The 20,585-nt window shown below is 70.7% G+C and carries 20 protein-coding genes; 13 read left to right on the top strand and 7 right to left on the bottom strand.

Translation table 11 applies throughout. The features are described 5' to 3' along the window. Window positions 1-20: 20 nt before the first annotated feature. Window positions 21-752, bottom strand: coding sequence for a M50 family metallopeptidase (locus QWI33_RS23680; protein ID WP_289959429.1), 732 nt, complete (start codon window positions 750-752; stop codon window positions 21-23). Between the two features lie 105 nt (window positions 753-857). On the opposite strand from QWI33_RS23680, the gene QWI33_RS23675 reads away from it, so the two are divergent. The 6 genes from QWI33_RS23675 to QWI33_RS23650 all read left to right on the top strand — a co-directional run bounded on the left by QWI33_RS23675 (window position 858) and on the right by QWI33_RS23650 (window position 7,645). Next, a complete protein-coding gene (locus tag QWI33_RS23675) occupies window positions 858-1,310 on the top strand; it encodes a hypothetical protein (protein WP_289959428.1) in 453 nt (150 codons plus the stop codon). Between the two features lie 232 nt (window positions 1,311-1,542). Further along, window positions 1,543-3,018, top strand: a complete 1,476-nt coding sequence (locus QWI33_RS23670; RefSeq protein ID WP_289959427.1) for a glycoside hydrolase family 16 protein — start codon at window positions 1,543-1,545, stop codon at window positions 3,016-3,018. Between the two features lie 338 nt (window positions 3,019-3,356). Further along, window positions 3,357-4,622 carry an ABC transporter substrate-binding protein gene (locus tag QWI33_RS23665; protein WP_289959426.1) on the top strand — a complete coding sequence of 422 codons (1,266 nt, stop codon included), beginning with the start codon at window positions 3,357-3,359 and terminating at the stop codon, window positions 4,620-4,622. A gap of 70 nt (window positions 4,623-4,692) precedes the next feature. After that, window positions 4,693-5,688 carry a carbohydrate ABC transporter permease gene (locus tag QWI33_RS23660; protein ID WP_289959425.1) on the top strand — a complete coding sequence of 332 codons (996 nt, stop codon included), beginning with the start codon at window positions 4,693-4,695 and terminating at the stop codon, window positions 5,686-5,688. Next, entirely contained in the window at window positions 5,685-6,620 is a 936-nt protein-coding gene (locus QWI33_RS23655) for a carbohydrate ABC transporter permease (RefSeq protein ID WP_289959424.1), read from the top strand. The genes QWI33_RS23660 and QWI33_RS23655 overlap by 4 nt, the downstream gene beginning before the upstream one ends. Further along, window positions 6,617-7,645: a LacI family DNA-binding transcriptional regulator gene (locus QWI33_RS23650; protein WP_353895550.1), complete on the top strand. Its 1,029-nt coding sequence runs from the start codon at window positions 6,617-6,619 to the stop codon at window positions 7,643-7,645. Before QWI33_RS23655 ends, QWI33_RS23650 begins: the two co-directional genes overlap by 4 nt. Window positions 7,646-7,763: 118 nt before the next feature. On the opposite strand, the gene QWI33_RS23645 is transcribed toward QWI33_RS23650, so the two are convergent. After that, the gene (locus QWI33_RS23645; protein ID WP_270118733.1) at window positions 7,764-7,907 is read right to left on the bottom strand and encodes a GPGG-motif small membrane protein; all 144 of its coding nucleotides are present in this window, start codon (window positions 7,905-7,907) and stop codon (window positions 7,764-7,766) included. 279 nt (window positions 7,908-8,186) lie between these two features. On the opposite strand from QWI33_RS23645, the gene QWI33_RS23640 reads away from it, so the two are divergent. The 5 genes from QWI33_RS23640 to QWI33_RS23620 all read left to right on the top strand — a co-directional run bounded on the left by QWI33_RS23640 (window position 8,187) and on the right by QWI33_RS23620 (window position 13,849). Beyond that, the gene (locus QWI33_RS23640; RefSeq protein ID WP_289959422.1) at window positions 8,187-9,974 is read left to right on the top strand and encodes a bifunctional 3'-5' exonuclease/DNA polymerase; all 1,788 of its coding nucleotides are present in this window, start codon (window positions 8,187-8,189) and stop codon (window positions 9,972-9,974) included. 243 nt (window positions 9,975-10,217) lie between these two features. Beyond that, entirely contained in the window at window positions 10,218-11,138 is a 921-nt protein-coding gene (locus QWI33_RS23635) for an ABC transporter ATP-binding protein (RefSeq protein WP_289959421.1), read from the top strand. Next, complete coding sequence (locus QWI33_RS23630) at window positions 11,135-11,956, top strand: ABC-2 transporter permease (RefSeq protein ID WP_289959420.1); 822 nt, start codon at window positions 11,135-11,137, stop codon at window positions 11,954-11,956. The genes QWI33_RS23635 and QWI33_RS23630 overlap by 4 nt, the downstream gene beginning before the upstream one ends. A 10-nt stretch (window positions 11,957-11,966) precedes the next feature. Then, the gene (locus tag QWI33_RS23625) at window positions 11,967-13,178 is read left to right on the top strand and encodes a sensor histidine kinase (RefSeq protein ID WP_289959419.1); all 1,212 of its coding nucleotides are present in this window, start codon (window positions 11,967-11,969) and stop codon (window positions 13,176-13,178) included. After that, window positions 13,175-13,849, top strand: coding sequence for a response regulator (locus QWI33_RS23620; RefSeq protein ID WP_289959418.1), 675 nt, complete (start codon window positions 13,175-13,177; stop codon window positions 13,847-13,849). Before QWI33_RS23625 ends, QWI33_RS23620 begins: the two co-directional genes overlap by 4 nt. Window positions 13,850-14,034: 185 nt before the next feature. Here QWI33_RS23620 and QWI33_RS23615 read toward each other — a convergent pair whose 3' ends face one another. Together QWI33_RS23615 and QWI33_RS23610 are read right to left on the bottom strand one after the other, a co-directional pair. After that, window positions 14,035-14,802, bottom strand: coding sequence for a class I SAM-dependent methyltransferase (locus tag QWI33_RS23615; protein WP_289959417.1), 768 nt, complete (start codon window positions 14,800-14,802; stop codon window positions 14,035-14,037). A 31-nt stretch (window positions 14,803-14,833) separates the two neighbouring features. After that, window positions 14,834-15,367: a GNAT family N-acetyltransferase gene (locus QWI33_RS23610; protein WP_289959416.1), complete on the bottom strand. Its 534-nt coding sequence runs from the start codon at window positions 15,365-15,367 to the stop codon at window positions 14,834-14,836. Window positions 15,368-15,523: 156 nt separating this feature from the next. Here QWI33_RS23610 and QWI33_RS23605 point away from each other — a divergent pair, with 156 nt between their 5' ends. Continuing rightward, window positions 15,524-16,174: an HAD-IA family hydrolase gene (locus QWI33_RS23605; RefSeq protein WP_289959415.1), complete on the top strand. Its 651-nt coding sequence runs from the start codon at window positions 15,524-15,526 to the stop codon at window positions 16,172-16,174. Window positions 16,175-16,303: 129 nt separating this feature from the next. Beyond that, window positions 16,304-17,167: an RpnC/YadD family protein gene (locus tag QWI33_RS23600; protein WP_289959414.1), complete on the top strand. Its 864-nt coding sequence runs from the start codon at window positions 16,304-16,306 to the stop codon at window positions 17,165-17,167. 64 nt (window positions 17,168-17,231) lie between these two features. Here the strand turns inward: QWI33_RS23600 and QWI33_RS23595 are convergent, their stop codons facing one another. The 3 genes from QWI33_RS23595 to QWI33_RS23585 form a co-directional block, all read right to left on the bottom strand. Then, window positions 17,232-17,804, bottom strand: coding sequence for an SWIM zinc finger family protein (locus QWI33_RS23595; protein ID WP_289959413.1), 573 nt, complete (start codon window positions 17,802-17,804; stop codon window positions 17,232-17,234). Further along, window positions 17,801-19,708: a DEAD/DEAH box helicase gene (locus tag QWI33_RS23590; RefSeq protein WP_289959412.1), complete on the bottom strand. Its 1,908-nt coding sequence runs from the start codon at window positions 19,706-19,708 to the stop codon at window positions 17,801-17,803. The genes QWI33_RS23595 and QWI33_RS23590 overlap by 4 nt, the downstream gene beginning before the upstream one ends. A 457-nt stretch (window positions 19,709-20,165) precedes the next feature. Beyond that, entirely contained in the window at window positions 20,166-20,576 is a 411-nt protein-coding gene (locus QWI33_RS23585) for a hypothetical protein (protein ID WP_289959411.1), read from the bottom strand. Window positions 20,577-20,585 lie beyond the last annotated feature (9 nt).

The following is a 20,585-nucleotide window of genomic DNA, read 5'->3' as shown; positions in this document are numbered from 1 at the left end:
CCGAGTGCCCCTCCGGGGCGCTAGGCGTTGACCCAGTCGTCGACCGGCAGCAGCATGGAGGTCCCCCACAGGGCCGAGGCGATCGTGACGAGCGCGAACAGGAAGATCCAGCCGCCGGTCGGCATCGCGGTGATCCCGGCGAGCTGGTCGGCGTCCGACTGGCCCGCGCCGTGCCTGCGGCGGCGGCGGCGCGAACCCAGCTCCAGCACCGGCTTCACCGACCCGAGCAGCAGCAGCCAGGACCCGGCGTAGGCCGCGACGGTCTGGACGATCGCGTTGCCGTACCAGGTGGCGGCGAAGACGCCCGCGCCGACCACGATCAGCGCCAGCGCGCCGTACCAGTTGCGGATGAACACGAGCATGACCGCCAAGAGCCCCAACGTGATCCACAGGAGCAGGACGATGCGTCCGGCGCCGGTGAGGGCCGCGGCGAGGAGGCCGAGGAGGGCGGGGGCGATGTAGCCGGCGAAGAGGGTCATGGCGGCGCCGAAGCCGGTGGGCCTGCCGCGCGAGAAGGTCAGGCCCGAGGTGTCGGCGTGCAGGCGGATGCCGGTGAGGCGGCGGCGCATGAGGATCGCCATGAGCGCGTGCCCGCCTTCGTGCGCGATGGTGACCAGGCCGCGGGTCCAGCGCCACACGGGCGTGTAGAGGACGGCGGCGGCCGCGGCGGCAAGGCAGGCGAGCATGACCCAGACGGGCGGGGCGTCCTGGGTCTGGGCGAGCGTGTCGATGACGGTCTCGATGGGTTCCACTGGGCCTCAGCGTTCGGGGTGAATCGGTCGCACGGTGAAGGATGATCGTAGCCGCGCCCGTATGGTGGAAGGGGTAGAGGCACCTCCTCGTGGAAGGACGGCCCCATGGGCACCGACGACCGCCCCGATCCTCACCTGAACTTCCTCGAGACGACCGATCGGCTCGTGGAGGACCTGGCGATGCACAACCTCAAGGCCCGCGAGAAGCTGCGGGAGGGCATCGCGTGGCTCGAGGCGCGTCGGGCGGACGCCGATCGGTCCGAGAACGCCGACATCGAGATCCTGCTGGCGCAGTGCCATGACGCGTTGAAGCGGATGGAGTCGCTGCGGGGCACCTACCAGGACGTGCGGGCGATCAACGCGGCGGCGCACGCCGAGCATGTGGAGTGGCTGGAGAAGCGGATGCTGGGCGGTACGGAGTCGCCCGAGGAGCGGCGGGAGCGGCAGGGGCGTCTGGACCGGTTGCGGCGGGAGCGGCAGGCGCGGATGGGCGATCTGCAGCGGCGTTCGCGGGAGGCGCGGCAGCAGCCGCCGCAGGCCGAGGGCGACGAAGACTGAAGCCGCGGAGCCGCTTCGGCATGAAGTGACCGTTCACCTTGTGCTGCAAGCGTTCACCTGCGGCATTGAACGGCCCGGCCGGTAACGATTCGGCCACGACCCATTGACATGTACCGATTCGTTCGGTAGGAATGAACTCTGAACCGAATGAGAGAGCGCTCTCTCACGATCGATCTGAAGCCAGATCAGCCCTGAGAGAGCGGTCTCTCGAACCCTCGGCAAAGGAGCCGTCATGGCACGAGTGCAGACCTCCGAACGACAGCATCCATCCCAGCGCCCCGCTTCGCGGCACCGGCTTTCAAGGCGCGGCCTCGCCCGGGTCGTCGCCGCCCTCACCGCGGGCGCCGCGGTGATCGCCGCGGCGGGCCTCACCGTCGTGAACGCCGGCGCCCAAGAGGCCCCCGCGGCCGCCCAGGCCTGGGACATGGTCTGGTCCGACGAGTTCAACGGCGCGAACGGATCGCAGCCTTCGACCGCCGACTGGATCTACGACATCGGGCACGGCTACCCCGGCGGGCCCGGGAACTGGGGCACCGGCGAGATCGCCGCCCACACGAACAATCCCGCGAACGTCTCCATGGACGGCAACGGGAACCTCGAGATCACCGCCCTGCGCGACTCGGCCGGGCAGTGGACCTCGGCGCGGATCGAGACCGTCCGGGCCGACTTCAAGCCGCCGTCGGGCGGGACGCTCAAGGTCGAGGGCCGTCTCCAGCTGCCGCAGGTCACCGGCGAGGCGGCGCTCGGGTACTGGCCCGCGTTCTGGTCCATGGGGGCGCCGTTCCGCGGCAACCACTGGAACTGGCCGGGCATCGGCGAGATCGACTTCATGGAGAACGTGAACGGTCTGGACTGGACGTTCGGGACGCTCCACTGCGGCGTGGCCCCCGGCGGGCCGTGCAACGAGTTCAACGGCCTCGCCGGGCAGACCTACTGCGGCGGTTCGTGCCACACCGGCTTCCACACCTACGGGATGGAGTGGGACGAGTCGGGCCCGGCCGGCCAGCTGCGCTGGTACGTGGACGGGACGCTGTTCCACACCATCGACGAGGGCGACCTGCCCGCGGACACGTGGGCGCAGATGACCGACCACGCCGGGTACTTCCTGCTGCTGAACCTGGCGATCGGCGGGGCCTTCCCCGACGGCGTGTCCGGGCGGACCACGCCCACCGCGGCGACGGTGCCGGGGCACTCGATGCTCGTCGACTACGTGCGGGTGTACACCAGCGGCGGCGGCACGGGCAATCCGACCGACCCGCCCACCACCGACGACCCGACCGACCCGCCCGGTGACGGCATCGACGCCTACAGCCCGATCCAGGCCGAGGCGTTCGTCGATCAGAGCGGCACCGGCACGGAGGGCACCGCCGACAGCGGCGGCGGCCAGAACGTGGCCTGGGTCGGGAACGGCGACTGGCTGCGCTTCGACGACGTCGACTTCGGCGCACAGCAGCCGCTCGACTTCGTGGCCCGGGTGGCCTCCGGGGCCGGCGGCGGCGTCAGCGGCCTGGTGGAGGTGCGCATCGACAGCCGCACGTCCACGCCGATCGGGTCGTTCGCGATCGCGAACACCGGAGGCTGGCAGCAGTGGCGGACGGTCCCCGCGAACGTCACCGCGGTCACCGGCGTCCACGACGTCTACCTGACCTTCACCAGCGGGCAGCCGAACGACTTCGTCAACGTCAACTGGTTCCACTTCCGGCATTGATCCGGGGGCGCGGCCGGGCCCTCCTTCCGCTCGGCCGCGCTCTTCCGCCACCGCCCTCGAGCAGTGGCATATGACATGTCACGCGTGACGCACCGGCGCACGCGCGACCCAACGACTTCGCAAGGCCCCGTAGCGCCAAGCGCTGCCGGGGCCTGCGATCCGGGGCAGAGAGCGCTCTCTCAGTGGCGATTCGCCAATGGCGCCTGCTCGCAAGTGCTCTCAGCCCCGGTGCAAGCCCGGTCGGTCGCCCCGATGGCGGCCGGGCCGCCGCCCGCACCCGCGACCGACGCGGGCCGCGGACCCCTCACCCATCCAGCGAACACAGTGGAGAACCACCGATGAACACCAGACCGATCCGGGCCGCCATGGCGGGGGCCGCCGCGGCGGCGCTCGCGCTGACCGCCGCATGCTCCGGCGGCGGGGACGACGACGGCACGATCACCCTCAGCGTCGGCCTCTTCGGCGACTTCGGATTCGGGCCCCTCTACGAGGAGTACTCGAAGATGCACCCCGAGATCCGGTTCGAGGAGCGCATCGCCGAGTTCGCCGACCACCACACCAACCTGACCACCCACCTCGCCACCGGCTCCGGCACCGCCGACATCGAAGCCGTCGAGGTCGGCTACATCTCCCAGTACACCGCCCAGCCCGATCGCTTCCACAACCTCCTCGACCTCGGCGCGGCCGATCTCGAGGGCCAATGGCTGGACTGGAAGTGGCAGCAGGCGCTCGCCAAGGACGGCGAGTCCCTCATCGGGCTCGGCACCGACGTCGGCGGCATGGCCATGTGCTACCGCCGCGACCTCTTCGAGCAGGCCGGCCTCCCGGTCGAACGCGACGAGGTCTCGGCGCTGTGGGCCGAGTCCTGGGAGGACTACGTGAACGTGGGCCGCCAGTACTCGGAGGCCACCGGCGGCGACTACTTCTTCGAGTCCTCGGGGAACATGTTCCGCGCCATGGTCGAGCAGGCCGACGAGGGCGTGTACGACCGCGAGGACAACCTCGTCGTCGAGTCCAACCCCGCCATCGGCGACGCGTGGGACCTCACCGTCGAGGCCATCGAGGCGGGCATGTCGAACCGCCTGCAGGCGTGGACGCCCGAATGGAACGCCGGGTTCAACGAGGGCACCTTCGCGACCATCATCTGCCCCGCGTGGATGACCTCCTACATCGAGACGAACGCGCCCGACTCGGTCGGCCTGTGGGACATCGCCACGGTGCCGGGCGGCGCCGGGAACATGGGCGGCTCGCACCTCGTGCTGCCCGCGCAGGGCGAGCACCCCGAGGAGGCCTACGCGTTCATCGAGTGGCTCACCGCCCCCGAGCAGCAGCTCAAGGTCTTCGAGTCGACGGGCAACTTCCCGTCCACACCGGACCTGTACGAGGACGAGGCGCTGACCGGCATGACGAAGGCGTACTTCAACGACGCGCCGGTCGGCCAGATCTTCACCGCCGCCGCCCAGGCCGTCGAACCGCAGTACCAGGGCCCGCTCCAGGGCGACGTGCTCGCGACGATCGGCCAGGGCCTCGGCCGCATCGAGGACGGCAGCCAGACCCCTGAAGAGGCCTGGAGCCAGGTCCTCAGCGACCTCGAATCGTTCTAGCCCCCGAAGGAAGCGGGGCCGCAGGCACGGCAGTGCCCGGCCCCGCTCCCTGCGACCCGAAAGCGACCCGATGACCATCGCCGCCAAGCCCGCCGCCGACCCGACCGGCCGCTCCTCCCCCGCCGCAGGCCGCCCGAGTCCGGAGCGGCGGCGCTTCACGCACCTGCGCTACCGCCTCGACCTCAAGGCCTCGCCGTACCTGTACATCGCCCCGTTCTTCGCGCTGTTCGCCGTGTTCGGGCTCTTCCCGCTCGGCTACACCGCCTGGGTGTCCGCACACGACTGGAGCCTCCTGTCGGACGAGCACACCTTCCTGGGGCTCGGCAACTACCAGGCCCTCCTGAGCGACCCGTACTTCTGGAACGCCCTGGGCAACACCTTGTCCATCCTGCTGCTCGCCACCGTCCCGCAGCTGCTGGCGGCGCTGCTCCTGGCGCACCTGCTGACGCTGCGGCTGCGCGGGCAGACGTTCTGGCGCATGGGGATGCTGCTGCCGAACGTCGCCTCCGTGGTGGCCGTGGCCGTGATCTTCAGCCAGCTGTTCGGCCGCGACTTCGGGCTGGTCAACTGGGTCCTCGAGTCGCTCGGTGCCGGGCGCGTCGACTGGCAGGCCGGCAGTGCCACGTCGCATGTCGCCATCGCGGTGATGGTGGCGTGGAAGTGGACCGGCTACAACGCGCTCATCTACCTCGCCGCGATGCAGGCCGTCCCGCGCGAGGTCTACGAGGCCGCGCACCTGGACGGCGCGTCGCGGATGCAGCAGCTGTTCCACGTCACGGTGCCGATGATCCGGCCCACCATCGTGTTCACGGTGATCGTCTCGACCATCTACGGGCTGCAGATCTTCGCCGAACCGCAGCTGTTCGGCGGCGGCGGGCCCAACGGGGTCACCGGCGGCGCCTCCCGCCAGTTCCAGACCCTCACGCTCTACCTGTACGAGCACGGCTTCAACCGCGGCTTCGAGTTCGGCTACGCCTCCGCGGTCGCGTGGACGATGTTCCTCGTCATCATCCTCATCGCCCTCCTCAACTACCTGTTCATCCGCCGCATCAGGAGCGCTTCATGACCCGCCCCGACCTCGCCGACGCGCCCGCGCCGGACACCGACTCCCGATGGGCCGGCCGCACAGCCTTGCCGGGCCGGCCGACCCATCGGGCCCGGGCCCGCATGCGCGCCCTGCGCGAGCAGCCGGGCCGCCTCACCTACCTCACCCTGGTGGCGGTGCTGTTCTTCTCGGGTTTTCCGCTGTACTACAGCTTCGTCGTCGCCTCCCGCGACAACTCGGCGCTCGCGCAGGTCCCGCCGCCGGTGCTGCCGGGGTCGAACCTCGTGTCGAACGTCGAGCGGGTCTTCGCGACGGTGCCGTTCGGCACGGCGCTGTGGAACTCGGCGGTCGTGAGCGTCTCGGTGACCGCGTCCGTGGTGTTCTTCTCCACGCTCGCGGGGTTCGCGTTCGCGAAGCTCGAGTTCAAGGGCGCCAAGGTACTGCTCCTGGCGGTGGTCGCGACGATGATGGTGCCGGTGCAGCTGGGCGTGATCCCGCTGTTCATGCTCATGATCGAACTGGAGTGGACGGACACGCTGTGGGCGGTCATCGCGCCGGGCCTGGTGAGCGCGTTCGGGGTCTTCTTCATGACCCAGTACCTGCGCGGCGCCCTGCCGGGGTCGCTCATCGAGTCGGCCAGGATGGACGGCGCCTCGACGTTCCGGATCTTCTGGCAGATCGTCATGCCCGCCGCGCGGCCCGCGGCGGTGGTGCTCGGCGTGCTCACGTTCCTGACCTCCTGGAACGACTACTTCTGGCCGCTCATCGTGCTCTCCAGCCCCGAGCAGCAGACGGTGCAGGTGGCGCTGTCGACCCTCAGCGGCGGGTACGTGACCGACCAGGCGTTGGTGCTGACCGGGACCATGCTGGCTACGCTTCCTCTGCTGGCGGTGTTCGCGCTCTTGGGCAAGTACATGATCAGCGGGATCATGCAGGGTGCGGTCAAGGGCTGAGACGGAGGCGGAGGCATGCGGCGAGCGGAGGCGGTGGCCGGCCCACGTTGGAGGAGGTCGCCGAGCGGGCGGGGGTGTCGCGTGCGACGGTCTCGCGGGTCGTCAACGGGCAGACCACGGTCGCCGAGGACCTGCGGCAGGCCGTGGAGGCCGCGGCGGCCGAGCTCGGGTACGTGCCGCACGCCGCGGCGCGGTCGCTGGTGACCCACCGGACCGATTCGGTGGCGCTCATCCTGCCGGAGTCGCCGAACCGGGTCTTCTCGGACGACCAGTTCTTCCCCAGCGTCATCCGGGGCGTCGCCGGGGAGCTCGACGCGGCCGGGAAACTGCTGGTGCTGTTGACGACCGGTTCGGCGGAGGCGCGGTCGCGAGCGGAGCGGTACGCGGTGGGCGGGCACGTCGACGGGGTCATGTTCGCCTCGCTGCACGACGCCGACCTGCTGCCCGAGCTGATGCTGCGGCGCGGGGTGCCGGTGGTGTGCAACGGGCTGCCGCATCTGGCCGCGCCGTGCATCGACGTCGACCACCTCGGGGGCGTGAAGGCCGCGGTGGAGTTCCTGCTCGCCAAGGGCCGGCGGCGGATCGCGACGGTGGCGGGGCCGCAGGACATGGTGGCCGGAAGGGCGCGCCTGGACGGCTACCGGCAGGCGCTGGCGGCCGCGGACCGGCGCGCGATCGTCGCGGTCGGGGACTTCACGGCCGAGTCGGGGCACGCGGCGATGCGGCAGCTCCTCGCTGACGAACCGGACCTGGACGCGGTGTTCGTGGCCTCGGACCTCATGGCGCACGGGGCGCTCCAGGCGCTGCGGGAGGCGGGCCGGAGCGTGCCCGGGGACGTGGCGGTGATCGGGTTCGACGACATCGCGCTGGCGACGTACTGCGACCCGCCGTTGACGACGGTGCGGCAGCCGATCGCGGAAATAGGCCGCAGCATGGCCCGGACCATGCTGCGGCTCTTGGAAGGTCGTGAAGTCGAATCGCTTCAGATCCTTCCGACGGAACTGGTGGTGCGCGACTCCGCTTAGCGGTGGTGCTTGCGCATCATCGCTCAGCGGCGTCGGGCTCGGTCGGATTGTTCGGGCGATGCCGAGCGGCGGCCGCCGCATGCCGGGTGCGGCCGCCGAGCTCGGCGCGGCAGCGCGGCTAAGTGAAGAGGCTCACGCCGCCGGGGCCGACCAGAAGGCCGACGATGATGACCACGATCCCCAGGAGCACCTGGCCCCGGAAGATCATGAAGATGCCGTAAATCACGAGAAGGACCGCGAGGATCCAAAGAATCAATGCCATGAGGACCGGTTACCCGGAACGACGCGAAAGTATGTCTACAGTCTTCTCCCGCATTGCATGAGCCTTCTACCTGCGATGCCATGTGACATGTCACGTACCACCCGCCCGATGGGCCCCCGGTAATACCCTGACATGCGGGTACGACGGTATTCGCCGCCCTTGTGGCATGAGTCGGATTCGCCCCGATTGCGACCAGCGGCAGCTGTCGAGCCGGTACGGCCGGCGCGGAGCGGGCTCGGGATCGGGCGGAATGTCGGTGGCGCATGGTCCACTTGGACCATGGAGGTCGCACTCGTGCACGGTCGCGGCGGGGAGGGGTGGACGATGCCCCTGCCCGGCGGCGCGGTCGCGTACCACCCCGACCTGGCGGCCGCGGTGACGGCGATCGAGGCGGATGCGCGGCAGTCGTCGAACCCGAGCGGTGGTGCACGGGAAGTCGGCGAGCGGGCCGGGACCGCGAGCGGTGCTGACGGAGCCGGTGCCGGTGTCGCCGAGAAGGAACGCGTCGAAGATCGCCACGCCGATCCCGACCCGGGCGGGCCAGGCCGCCCTGACTTCGGGCACGGGCACCCGGATTCGCCGCGGTGGGTCCTGGCCGACGCCGCGCACGACTACCCGCCGCTCCTGCAGGCCGGCGCCCGCCTCGACCGCTGCCGCGACCTGCGGCTCGCCGAGCGCATCCTCTCCCGCGTCGAGGGCCGCGAGCCGCCGGCCGTCACCGCCGAGTCCGACCCGGACGCCGGGACGCTCTTCGAGCGCGAGCCCGAACCGGTCGACGGCCCCGCGATCCTCGTCCGGCTCCAGGCCACCTGGCTCGACCAGCGCCGCCGCACCGCCGCGGCCGACCTCCCGGGCCTGGGCACGCTGCTGGCGGCCGAGTCCGCCGGTGCGCTGGTGGCCGCCGAGATGAGCCGCACGGGCGTGCCCTTCGACCGGGGCGTGCACGACCGCCTCCTGCGCGACCTGCTCGGGCCGCGCCCCACCAAGGGCATGCGTCCCAGGAAGCTCCAGGCGCTGGCGGACAAGGTGATCGACGCGTTCGGGCACCAGCTCAACCCCGATTCGACGAAGCAGGTCCTCGCGGCATTCCACGCGGCCGGGCTCGATGTCAAGAACACGCACTCCTGGGAGCTCGCCTCGGTCGACCATCCGGCGGTCGAGGCGCTCAAGGTGTACCGCGAGCACGCGCGGGTGTGGTCGGCGTTCGGCTGGAACTGGGCGGACGCGTGGGTCTCGGAGACGGGAGCGCCCGGGGCCGGTGCCGACCCGGCGCCCGCGGACCGGGGCCGGTTCCGGCCCGTGTACATGGTGGGCGGGGCCGACACCGGCAGGTGGGGCACCGACGGCGGCGGAGCGCTGCAGCTCCCCCACGCGGTCCGGGAGGCGATCCGGGCCGAGCCGGGCTGGAAGCTCGTCGCCGCCGACGCCGCGCAGCTGGAGCCGCGGCTCCTCGCGGCCATCAGCGGCGACCGGGCGATGATCGCGGCCACGGCCGCCGACGACCTGTACACCGAGTTGGCGCCGCGTTTGGGCGGCGAGCGGTCGAAGGCGAAGATCGCGCTCATCTCGGCGATGTACGGCGGGACCGCCGGGGACGCGGCGCAGCTGGTGCAGCTCATGAAGGACCGCTTCCCCGCCGCGTTCCACCGGGTCGAGTCGGCCGCGCGCACCGGCGAGAAGGGCGGGCTGGTCCGCACCTGGCTGGGGCGGACCGTGCCGGCCCCGGGCGAGCGCTGGTGGCAGACCCTGAACTCGGAGGACGGCATTCGGGCCGCGACCGGCCGCGGCCGCTTCACCCGGAACTTCATCGTGCAGGGCACCGCCGCCGAGTGGGCCCTGGTCCTGCTGGCGCTGCTGCGGCGCGAGCTGCACGAGCGCGGTCTCGGGGAGCTCGTGTTCTTCCTGCACGACGAGGTCGTGGTCCACTGCCCGGCCACGCACGCCGACACGGTCGGCGCGGTCATCGAACAGGCCGCCGAGGCCGCCACGAGAACGCTCTTCGGTGACATGCCGGTGCGCATCCCGCTGCGACCCAAGGTGGTCGACAGCTACTCCGAAGCGAAGTGAACGACCGGCCCGACCGGCCGAGCCCGGATTCGGCGCGCCGTCACCGTCGTACCCGTGTGTCAGGGTATTTCCGGGGGTGCTCCCTACGGGTAATATGTGACATGTGACGCGCCATTCGCCTGTTTCATGTGCGTTCGGCGCAGCCGCCGACTCGAAGTCGTAGTACTTGGGTACCACTCGCGCCCCTGAAGTTCGCTCTGGAAACGGATGAACCGCCGCGCGGCGGACCGTAGCGTTCTGGGCATGATCGAGATCGAGCACTTGACGAAGCGCTACGGCAAGAAGACGGCCGTGGACGACTTGACGTTCGCCGTCAAACCCGGCGTCGTCACCGGCTTCCTCGGCCCCAACGGCGCCGGGAAGTCCACCACGATGCGCGCCATCGTGGGCCTGGACGCCCCGACCAGCGGCCTCGCCCGGGTCAACGGGAAGCACTACTCCGAGTTCCGCTCGCCGCTCACCGAGGTCGGCGCGCTGCTCGAGGCCAAGTCCGTCCACGCCGGGCGCAGCGCCTACAAGCACATGCTCGCCCTCGCCCGCACCCATGGCATCCCCAAGCGCCGCGTCAACGAGGTCATCGACCTCGTCGGCCTCCACGAGGTCGCCGGCAAGCGCGTGGGCGGCTTCAGCCTCGGCATGGGCCAGCGCCTGGGCATCGCCGTGGCGCTCCTGGGCGATCCGGCGGTCTTGATCCTGGACGAGCCGGTGAACGGCCTCGACCCGGACGGTGTGAAGTGGATCCGGTTGCTGCTCAAGGGCCTCGCGGCCGAGGGCCGGACCGTGTTCCTGTCCTCGCACCTGATGAGCGAGCTGGCCCAGACCGCCGAGCATCTGATCGTGATCGGGCAGGGCAGGCTCCTGGCGGACACGACGGTGGACGCGTTCGTGTCCGGCAACGGGAAGTCGCGCGTGCGGGTGGTCTCGCCCGATGCGGCGCGGCTGGCCGAGCACCTGGCAGGGCCCGGGATCACCGTGTCGAGCCCGGAGCGCGGCGTGCTGGAGGTGACCGGGACCGAGGCGTCCGTGGTCGGCCAGACCGCGGCCGCGCACAGCCTGGTGCTGCACGAGCTGCGCACCGACCGCGGGTCCCTTGAGGACGCGTTCATGCAGTTGACCGCCGACGCGGTCGAGTACCGCCAGACCACTGAAGGGGCGAACCGATGACCGCCGCTGTGATGACCGACCGCCCCGCGGCCTACACGCCGCCGGCGAACTACAAGCTCTCCGCGGCGGGACTGCTGCGTTCGGAGTGGACGAAGCTGTGGTCGCTGCGCTCGACCTGGATCGTGCTGCTGTGCGCGGCCGTGTTCAGCGCCGGCCTGGGTGCTTTGATCGCGGCGAGCATTCCGACGGAAGAGGCGGTCGGCGGGGCGGAGACGGCGATCGGCGTTTCCATGTCCGGTGTCGCGCTCGCCTCGGTGTTCGTGGCGGTGCTCGGCATCCTCACGGTGACCGGCGAGTACTCGACCGGCTCGATCCGCTCCACGATGTCGGCCGCGCCGAAGCGCCTGTCGGTGCTGTGGGCGAAGGCCGCTGTGTTCGGTGCCGTGGTCGCGGTCATGTTCACCGTCATGGTGTTCCTGACGTTCTTCCTGACGCAGGCGCTGTTCGGCGACTCCGAGTTGGGCGGGGTGTCGCTTTCGGACGACGGGGTGCTCCGGGCGCTGTTCGGGTATGCGGCGATGATCGTGTACCTGTCGCTGCTGGCGCTCGGGATCGGTTCGATCCTGCGCAACTCGGCCGGTTCGATCGGGTTCTACATCGGCGTGATCATGATCCTGCCGCAGCTGGCGACCCTGCTGCCGTGGAACTGGGTCAGTGACGTGACGCCGTACGCGCCGGGCAACGTGGCCAACACGATCACGATGGTGGACCCGGCCGGGGCGGACCTGTCGCTGGGCGAGTCCTGGCTGTGGATGGGCATCTGGCTGGTCGTCACTTACGGGCTGGCGGGCGTGCTGCTCAAGCGTCGCGACGTGTGAGCATGTGCTCGTGGCCGAGGCCGTGACCGTTCCCCGCAAGCGCGGGATGTGGCAGCGGATGCTGGAGTTCGACTCCCGGCATCCGCTGCTTTGGAATCTGTTCCCGATCTTCCTGTTCTCGTTCCCCGCCGGCCTGGCGCTGCTGCTGGTGCTGGTGGGCGAGATCGACGCGGTGGACCCGCTGGTGCAGATGCTGCTGGTGGCGATGTTCCTGGTGCCGACGATCTGGCGGCGCCGGTACCCGTTCGCGGTGCTGCTGAGCCAGTGCGTGCCGCTGGCGATCACGATCCCGATGGGGTACACGAGCGACGACAGTGCGGGGTTCGTGAACTCCGCTGCGGCGCTGGCGTTCACGTTCGTGCTCTACAACCTGGTGGTGCGGCGCCCGCTGAAGCTGCTGTGGTGGGCGGGGATGGTCTCGCTGGTGCCGTCGCTGATCGACTGGCTGGTGAACCAGGACCTGTCGGTGCTCGGCTTCCTCGGGTTCTTCGCGCCGACGGCGATCTACTTCGGGTTCGTCGTGGCGATCGGCATGCTGATGCGTACGCGCCGGGAGTTCCAGCATGCGGAGCGGGACCAGGCGGCGCATCAGGCGGTGACGGAGGAGCGCAACCGAATCGCGCGGGAGATGCACGACATCATCGGGCACAACCTGGCGGTGATCAATGCGCTGGCGGACGGCGGCGCGTACGCCGCGACCGCGGCGCCGGAGAAGGCGAAGGAGGCGCTGGAGGCGATCGGCCGGACGAGCCGGGAGGCGCTGTCGGAGCTGCGGCGGGTGCTGTCGGTGCTCAAGGCCGAGGAGGGCGAGGACCTGGAGTTGGCGCCGCAGCCGGGCCTGGGCGAGTTGGACGCGCTCATCGAGCGGGTCCGTGAGGCGGGTCTGCCGGTGACGGTGTCGGTGTCGGGCGATCCTCTGGTGTTGTCGGAGAACCAGCAGTTGGCGGTGTACCGGACGGTGCAGGAGTCGCTGACGAACGTGTTCAAGCATGCGAAGGGCGTGCGGCGGGCCGAGGTGGCGATGGAGTACCGGGATTCGGGGTTGTCGGTCACGGTGCGCAACACGGGGAACCGGGTGGAAGAGGCCGGTACGGCGCGTGGTCTGGCAGGCTTGTCGGAGCGGGCGGCGGCGTTCGGCGGCACGATGGTGGCCGGGCCCGAGGCGCTCGGCGGTTGGCGGGTCGCGTTGTGGCTTCCCCAGGACGGAGAGGAGCGTCGGTGACGACGTTGCTGATCGTGGATGATCATCCTTTGCAGCGCATGGGGTTTCGGATGCTGGTGGAGAGCCAGCCGGATCTGGTGGTGCTCGGGGAGGCCGACAACGGGGCCGATGCGGTGCGTCGGGCGACGGAGTTGGGGCCGGACGTGGTGCTCATGGACGTGCGCATGCCGGGTGTGGACGGGATCGAGGCGACGCGGCGGATCATCGCGGCGGGTGGTCGCAGCCGGGTGCTGGTGCTGACCACGTTCGATCTCGACGAGTACGCGTATGCGGCGCTGCGGGCGGGGGCGAGCGGGTTCCTGGTCAAGGACGCGCAGCCGGAGGAGCTGCTCGCGGGCATCCGGGTGGTGGCCGCGGGCGACGCGGTGGTCGCGCCGAAGCTGACGCGGCGGCTGCTCGACCGGTTCGCCGACCAGTTCCCGGTCGAGGGCGAGGAGGACACGTCGGCGGCGGCCGAGCGGCTCGGGGTCCTGACCGAGCGGGAGAAGGAGGTGCTGACGGCGATCGGGCGGGGCTGGAACAACTCCGAGATCGCCGAGCGGTTCCATCTGGCCGAGTCGACGGTGAAGACCCATGTGGGCCGGATCCTCGCCAAGATCGGCGCCCGGGACCGGGTGCAGGCGGTCATCTTCGCCTACAACACCGGTCTCGTCAGCCCCGACGGCAACTAGGCACCGCCCGGGCCCGCACCTGTTTCCGCAGGTAGCGGGCCTTTGTCGTACCCGTGTGGGAGGGTGTCCTTTTCATTGGTAGTGGTGAAGGTGGGATCGGGCGGGTACCCGGGGCCTCCCGTGCCGGCGGCATCCCGCCGAACCGGTGCCATGCCATGCGCCGTTGCAGGAGCCGCTCTGCCCGTTCACTGTCGCGTGAACGCGAGCAGGTCGCATTCGGATTCGACCGGGCGCGGCGCGGTCTCGGCGAGTGCGTCGGCTTCGAGCGCGGCGAGGCCCTCCCGGTACTCGTAGTCGTGGAGGTGCTCGTAGACCGAGAGCGCCCGCATGCGCTGCCGCCCGGCGTACTCGGCGAGGCTGTCGGCCGAGCGGTGGTGGACCTCGGTGAGGGCCGCGTGCGCGAACCCGGCGTCGGCGAACACGCGCACGGTCTCCTCCAGCGTCGGGAACACCTCGGCGTCGATCTCGCGCGTCCGCGGGAAGTACCGGTACAGCAGCAGGTCCTTGAGGCGGTCCGCGAGCGTGGTCGCCATGAGCAGCCGCGCGCCGGGCGCGAGGACCCGCGCCAGCTCCTGTGCGGCCGCGGGCCGGTCGGGCACGTGGTGCCAGACGAGGAACATCAGCGCCAGGTCGGCGCTCGCGTCCTCGAGCGGCAGGTCCGCGGCGTGGCCCGGCACGTACGACACGAGCGGATGCGAGGACTCGACATGGGCGACCTCCCGCATCCGCGTCGAGGGCTCGACGCCGATCACGTCGGCCCCGAACTCGTCGGCCAGCGCGGGGGTGAACCGCCCGGTGCCGGAGCCGACGTCGAGGACGGTGCCGATGCGGCGGTTCCCGGCGTGTTCGCGGAAGGCCCGGAGCCAGGTGCGGCGGCTCGCGGGTAGGAGCCTGCGTCCCTTCGCGTATCCGGCGTGCTGTGTGCGGTCGTAGTCGACGCGTTTGAGTGCCACCTTGTCCCCCAACCTGTGTGCGCTTGCGTTGCTATGGCGCGGTGGGCACCCGGAACCGGAGTTTGCCGCCGCGTTCGTCTTCGAGTACCCCGCCGTTGGCTTCGATGACCTTGCGGGAGGCGGTGTTCTCGGCGTCGCAGGTGATGAGTGCCTTGTCGATGCCGAGTGCGGCGGCGTGGGGCAGGACCGCGGCGAGCATGGCGGTGGCGTGGCCTTGCCGGCGGGCGGTGGGGCGGACGTCGTAGCCGATGTGGCCGCCGATTTCGCGGAGCTGCTCGTTGAGGTGGGCGCGGAGGTTGATGCGGCCGAGGTAGGTGTCGTCCTCGGTCCACCAGTAGGTGGTGGAGGGGACGAAGTGGGCGGGCGGGTGGGTGGTGAGGCGGCGTTCGAAGTCGAGGGCGCGTTCGAGCCATGCGGGGGTGTCGTCGGGGTGTCCGGCTTCGCGGATGAGGTTGCCGAAGAGGGAGCGGTCGTCGGGTCCGCCGCGGCCTTCGGCGAGGAATTCGCGGACGCCTGCGAGGTAGGAGTGTCCGACGCGTGCGGTGGGGAGGATCAGTGCTGGCACGGTGTCGACGCTAGGTGGTGGTCGGGGTTCGCGCAACCGTTATCCGGTGTTGCGGAGGGCTCACGGTGGGTGGGTGCGAATCCTTCGTGAGAGTTAGCGTGGTCGTCATGTTCCGTTGGTACCGTCCAGGTCCCGGTGATTCGAGGAGGGGTTTGTATGGGTGATTCGGTGCTGACGGCTTCGGTGCTGCTGTTCGACATGGACGGGACGCTGGTGGATTCGACGGCGTCGGTGGAGCGGGCGTGGGGGCGGTTCGCGGGCCGGCATGGTCTGGAGGCTTCGGCGATTCTGGCGGTGGCGCACGGGCGGCCGACGATCGAGGTGGTGGCGGAGTTCGCGCCGCATGGTGTGGACGTGGTGGCGGAGACCGACCGGATCGAGGCGGAGGAGATCGATCGGACGGACGGGATCAGTGAGATTCCAGGTTCGGCGGCGCTGCTGAGCGGCCTGGATCGGGAGCGATGGGCGGTGGTGACGTCGGCGACGCGGGCGTTGACGTTGCGTCGGCTTGCGGCCGTGGGGATCCCGCTGCCGAAGATCTTGGTGGCCGCTGACGATGTGACGCGGGGGAAGCCGCATCCGCAGCCGTACATGCTGGCGGCGAAGGCGCTCGGGTTCGATGCGTCGGAGGCGGTGGTGTTCGAGGATGCGCCTGCGGGTCTGGCTTCGGCGAGGGCGGCGGGTGCGTCCGCGGTGGTGGTGGGTGATTACAAGGGTGAGGCGTCGGAGGGTCTGCCGCGGGTGCCGGACATGTTGTCGGTGTCCGTGTCCGTCAATGGGTCCGGGATGTCGGTGACGCTGGCCTGAGGCGGGGCCCGGGTGCGGCGGGTCGCAGTCTCCTTGCCGCGCATGCTGTCGGCTTTGCGACAGTGCCGTGTCCGTCCGGTTCGTTCCTCGTTCTTTCGGGTGCATGCCCCGATTTGGAAAGAGGAGTCAATGCCAGGAGAGTTCCACGAGATCCTCGTGAAGCTGATCCGGGACGAGCCGGCGTCGGTGCCGTGGATGCTGGCGCTGGCCGGCGGGCCGCGCGGCGCGAAGTGGGTCAGAGCGGAGGCCGGCTCGGGTGCGGCGGGCTCGTCGGGTCCTGCCGGGTGCGGGGCGGACGGCGTGGTCCGGCTCGGTTTCGCGGACGGTGCGGAGCTGGTCGTCGTCTGCGTGGTCCAGCACGAGTGGAGTGAGGACCGGTACCACCGGTTGCCCGGCTACCTGTCCCGCGCTTTCGAGGACTGCCGCGTTCCGGTGGTGCTGCTGATGCTGTGTCGCACCGATGCGCTCGCGCGGCGGTTCCGCCGCGGGATCACCGTGGGCCCGGGCAGCACGGTGGCGGTGGCGACGGTGGGCCCGCGGGAGATGCCGGACCTGGGTTCGGACGACGCCCCTCCGAATGCGGCCGCGGCCGTCGCGGCGGCGGTCATGCGCCGGCAGCCGAAGACCATTCCGGTCGAACTGTTCGTCTCGACGCTCGACCGCTGGCTCGGTGCCGTCGAGCCGCGCCGAGGGGCCGTGTACGCGAGATTCCTGCTCACCACGTTGGCCAAGGAGCCTGCGACCCTGCTGGAGGCACTGATGAAGACCGGAGCCCGTCTCTACCACTCGGAGTACACCGAGGCGCTGCTCTCGAGGGGCCGCGAGCAGGGCCTTGAGGAAGGCGCCGTCCGCCATGCCAGGGCGATGCTGCTGCGTTTGCTCGAAGCGGAGGGCGGGGTGAGCGCCGAGCGGCGCGCGGCAATCGAGTCCTCCACCGATCTCGCTCAGCTCGACGCCTGGATCGCCGAGCGCCTCCCGCCCGCCGAGGGGTGATCCGGGCTTGCACGAAAGCCGGGCCGCGAAACGCGGCCCGGCTTCGGCGTTTTCGGGGAGGTCCTCAGGCGGGTTGGGCGGCGTCCATGCTCGCGACCCGGGCCGCGCGCAGGCGTCCGGCGAGGTCGCGGGTGGGGCCGCCGCGCAGGAGCAGGACCAGCCACGGGTCGTCGTCCATCTTCGCGGCGCTGACCAGGGCGAGCGCCATGATGTGGGCGCAGACCTCGCGGCTGTCGGCGCAGGGGCAGGTCGCGGTGATGCGGTTGTGGTCCTCGGTGACGAATTTCTTGGGCAGCAGGCGCATCCCGGTTTCGGCGAGGACGTCGTCGATGCGTTTGGGCAGGCGTCCGGCGAGCAGCCCGGCCACGCACGAGGGCGAGAGGGAGAGCGCGGTCATCCCGGCGGCCCAGGCGGAGGCGTTGTAGACGGGGATGCGGATCTCGGTCTCGTAGGTGCGGCCGTTGTCGGTGACGCTGCCCGAGACCGTGCCGGGGTCGATGGACATGCCGGTGACGGCGCCGTGCCCGGCGAGGGCGCGGCCTTTGACAATGCGCTGGTCGGGGTAGTTGAGGCCGATGGTCTCCAGGGCCCGCCACCATTTGCGGCCCCACCAGGTCCGTCCGTAGGGGTCGCTCACAGGTGGCCTCCGGCGTCGTCGAGTTCGATGAGTTTGCGCAGCTGGGAGTCGTCGAGGTCGCCCAGCCAGTCTTCGCCGTTGCCGACCACGGCGTCGGCGATGGCCCGCTTGCGTGCGAGGAGTTCGTCGACGCGCTCTTCGAGCGAGCCGGCGGTGACGAGCTTGTGGACGTGCACGGTGCGGGTCTGGCCGATGCGGTGCGCCCGGTCGGTGGCCTGGTCCTCGACGGCCGGGTTCCACCAGCGGTCGTAGTGGACGACGTGCGAGGCGCCGGTGAGGTTGAGGCCGGTGCCGCCCGCGCGCAGGGAGACGAGGAGGATCGCGGGGCCTTCGCCGGTCTGGAACTCGTCGACGAGCCGGTCGCGGGCGGGCTGGTCGAGCCCGCCGTGCAGGAACGGCGCGGCGACGCCGAGTTCGGCGTGGAGGTGGCGCGAGAGCAGCTCCCCCATCTGCCGGTACTGGGTGAAGATGAGGGTCTTGTCGCCTTCCTCGACGACTTCGGTGAGCATCTCGGTGACGCGGTCGAGCTTCCCGGAGCGTTCGGCGAGGCCGGCGCTGTCGCCGACTCCTACGTACTGGGCGGGGTGGTTGCAGATCTGCTTGAGGCGCGTCAGGAGTTTGAGGACGCGGCCGCGGCGGGTGATGCCGTCGCCCAGGCCCTCGTCGAAGGCCTCGCGGATGGCCTCCTTGTACAGGCCCGCCTGCTCGTCGGTCATGGTGCAGGCGACGACCGCCTCGATCTTCGGCGGCAGGTCGGCGGCGACGTCCTCTTTCATGCGGCGCAGCACGACCGGGTCGATGCGGGCCCGGAGGGTGGCGGCCGAGACGGGGTCGCGGCCGATCTCGATCGGGTCGGCGAAGCGGCGCTTGAAGTCGGTCTGGCCGCCGAGGAGGCCGGGGTTGACGAACTCGGAGATCGACCACAGCTCGGAGAGGTGGTTCTCCACGGGCGTGCCGGTGAGGGCGACCCGGACGCGGCCGGTGAGGTCGCGGACGGCGCCGGCGGTGCGCGAGCGGTGGTTCTTGATGGCCTGGGCCTCGTCGATGACGATCGTGTCGAACGCGATCTGCCGCAGCAACTTGATGTCGCGCAGCGCGATCGAGTACGAGGTGACGACCACGTCCGCCTCGGTCAGAGGCCGGCGCTCCTTGGTGCGGGCCGGGCCGTGGTGCAGGTGCACGGAAAGCTGGGAGGCGAAGCGGGCGATCTCCCGCTGCCAGTTGCCGACCAGCGAGGTCGGGCAGACCACGAGGTGCGGGGCGTTCCCGGCGCGGCGCACGAGCAGCCCGATCGACTGGAGGGTCTTGCCCAGGCCCATGTCGTCGGCGAGGATGACGCCCGCGCCGCCGTCGGCCGCGGCCTCCAGCCAGGCGATGCCGTGGGCCTGGTATTTGCGCAGGTCGGCGTTGACGCGGACCTCGCCGGGGTCGGAGTGCTGGGCGGTGATGAGCCGCAGATTGAGCCCGGAGTCGGAGCGCAGCAGCTCCGTGAAGGACTCGACGAACGCGCCCACGAGGGCCTTCGCGGTCCACACGTGGCCTTCGGAGTGGGGCACGCAGTGCCCTTCGGCGGGCAGTTCGCCCGCGATGCGGTCGAGGTCGTCGAACTTGTCGTCGTCCACGGCGTTCGCGATGCGCGCCCAGATCGCGACCGACTCGGTGATGTCCGGGCGCGAGGCGATCCTGGTGAGCGCGGGCAGGACCGGGCGCACCGGCATGGCCACGCCTTCGACCTCGACGAGTTCGCCCTCCAGGTACAGCTCGGCGTCCACCGGGTCCCCAGGGGGGAGCCCGAGCTCGGCCACTGCGGCCCAGGGGTGCGCGCCGCCGAAGAAGAGCAGCCGCCCGTCGGCCGGGGAGGCGTGGTCGGGCAGGAAGGTGGCGTGCAATTCGCTGGGTGGCAACGAGGCTCCTACGGGTCAACGGCAGACGTGCCATTTTGCCACAAGCGCGGCCCCGAACCCAAACGCGCGGTCCGCGCGCGACGCCTGGGAACGTGTGAAACCGCAGCTCGTCGCACATCTGTCAACTCGCGGGTGTGCGCATGCAGACGAACGCTTGCACTGGCGCGGACCGGCCTATCGGGCCGCGCCCCGGAAGGTAGGGCGCCGACGGGAACGGGGCGGGACCGCCCGTCGCCGCACGGACCCGCGATCACGCGGCCCGGGCGCCTTCGGGCGGTCCCGCCCCGTCAACCCCAGAGCAAAGTCCGCGCGGAGGCGCAGGGCGCTCGCGCGCCGTGCCGCGTTCCTCCGCATTGAGGTGCACTGAAAACCCTTCGCGCAGAAGGGTGTTCGAACGTGTCGAAGTTAGCGATAATTTCGAACACTGTCAATACCTGTGTCCAGGTTTCGGACCGGTTCACCGCAGCGGGCAGCGCATCGCCAGATCCAGCGAGGCCTCGTCCCGGAACGCCGCCTGGGCCTCCTCGAGCGCCTCCGCGTCCCCTTCGGGCACGTTCGCGACCATGTCCTGGACCTGCAGCGCGTAGTCCGCCGTGAGCGCCTTGAGGTTCGGGTCGGCGATGCCGGTGCCGATGGCGTCGAGCTGGTCGAGCACGCCGTCGAGGTTGCCGCTGTCGGCATCGGCGGCCAGGTCGAAGGCCTGCCAGGCGTGCTCGCAGTCGGCGACGATCTGCTCGGTGTCGCGCTCGAGGTCCTGGTATCCGGGGTCGGTCTCGTCCGCGCCGCCGAGGCACTCGGCGAGCATCCACAGCAGGATGAGCACCCCGATCGTCCACGCGAAGAGCTTCACCAGACGCAGGTCGGTCATGTCCGGCTC

Source organism: Glycomyces tritici (assembly GCF_030403505.1).
Note: the sequence above shows the minus strand (reverse complement) of the source record. Positions and strands in the feature narration are given on the sequence as shown.

Excerpts from the sequence above, each read along its gene's own strand:
- QWI33_RS23675 (WP_289959428.1), top strand. The coding sequence starts at position 858 with ATGGGCACCGACGACCGCCCCGATCCTCACCTGAACTTCCTCGAGACG.
- QWI33_RS23670 (WP_289959427.1), top strand. The coding sequence starts at position 1,543 with ATGGCACGAGTGCAGACCTCCGAACGACAGCATCCATCCCAGCGCCCC.
- QWI33_RS23665 (WP_289959426.1), top strand. The coding sequence starts at position 3,357 with ATGAACACCAGACCGATCCGGGCCGCCATGGCGGGGGCCGCCGCGGCG.
- QWI33_RS23660 (WP_289959425.1), top strand. The coding sequence starts at position 4,693 with ATGACCATCGCCGCCAAGCCCGCCGCCGACCCGACCGGCCGCTCCTCC.
- QWI33_RS23655 (WP_289959424.1), top strand. The coding sequence starts at position 5,685 with ATGACCCGCCCCGACCTCGCCGACGCGCCCGCGCCGGACACCGACTCC.
- QWI33_RS23645 (WP_270118733.1), bottom strand. The coding sequence starts at position 7,907 with ATGGCATTGATTCTTTGGATCCTCGCGGTCCTTCTCGTGATTTACGGC.
- QWI33_RS23640 (WP_289959422.1), top strand. The coding sequence starts at position 8,187 with ATGGAGGTCGCACTCGTGCACGGTCGCGGCGGGGAGGGGTGGACGATG.
- QWI33_RS23635 (WP_289959421.1), top strand. The coding sequence starts at position 10,218 with ATGATCGAGATCGAGCACTTGACGAAGCGCTACGGCAAGAAGACGGCC.
- QWI33_RS23630 (WP_289959420.1), top strand. The coding sequence starts at position 11,135 with ATGACCGCCGCTGTGATGACCGACCGCCCCGCGGCCTACACGCCGCCG.
- QWI33_RS23605 (WP_289959415.1), top strand. The coding sequence starts at position 15,524 with ATGGGTGATTCGGTGCTGACGGCTTCGGTGCTGCTGTTCGACATGGAC.
- QWI33_RS23600 (WP_289959414.1), top strand. The coding sequence starts at position 16,304 with ATGCCAGGAGAGTTCCACGAGATCCTCGTGAAGCTGATCCGGGACGAG.
- QWI33_RS23585 (WP_289959411.1), bottom strand. The coding sequence starts at position 20,576 with ATGACCGACCTGCGTCTGGTGAAGCTCTTCGCGTGGACGATCGGGGTG.